A 417-nucleotide genomic window follows, 5' to 3' on the forward strand; every position below is an offset into this window, starting at 1 on the left:
CTCGCGCACCTTGCGGCACTCCTGTGCGACGATGTCGAAGGCGTTGGAGCGCTTCAGCGTCGGTGTCTCGACGAAGCCATGCGGCGCGAAATAGAGCGGCACTTCCATGCCCCATGAATTGCCCCAGCGCGCGCCGGCGGCATCCATCGCGTCATGCGCGCCGGCTGTCTTCAAGGGCCGCCCCGCCGGCAACTGCACGTTGGGATAGCTCATGACAAAGCGGCGCGAATAGAACTGCCCGGTGGTCTGCCTGATGTATTCGCGGTTGGAGGCGAAATCGCCATAGCGGGCGATGTCCATGCCGTAGACATCGGCTTCCGGCTCGCCATGGATCATCCATTCGGCAAGCGACTTGCCGACCCCGCCGCCTTGCAGGAGACCGGCCATGACGCCGCACGCCACCCAGTAGTTGGGAAC

1 pseudogene is annotated in these 417 nt (G+C 64.5%); it reads right to left on the minus strand.

Features of this window, described 5'->3' with window-relative positions:
• Positions 1–417 (minus strand): annotated as a pseudogene (locus EN991_RS39550) (glycine cleavage system protein T); the annotation flags it as partial.

The sequence above is a fragment of the Mesorhizobium sp. M7A.F.Ca.US.005.03.2.1 genome (assembly GCF_003997795.1).
Classification (GTDB): domain Bacteria; phylum Pseudomonadota; class Alphaproteobacteria; order Rhizobiales; family Rhizobiaceae; genus Mesorhizobium; species Mesorhizobium ciceri.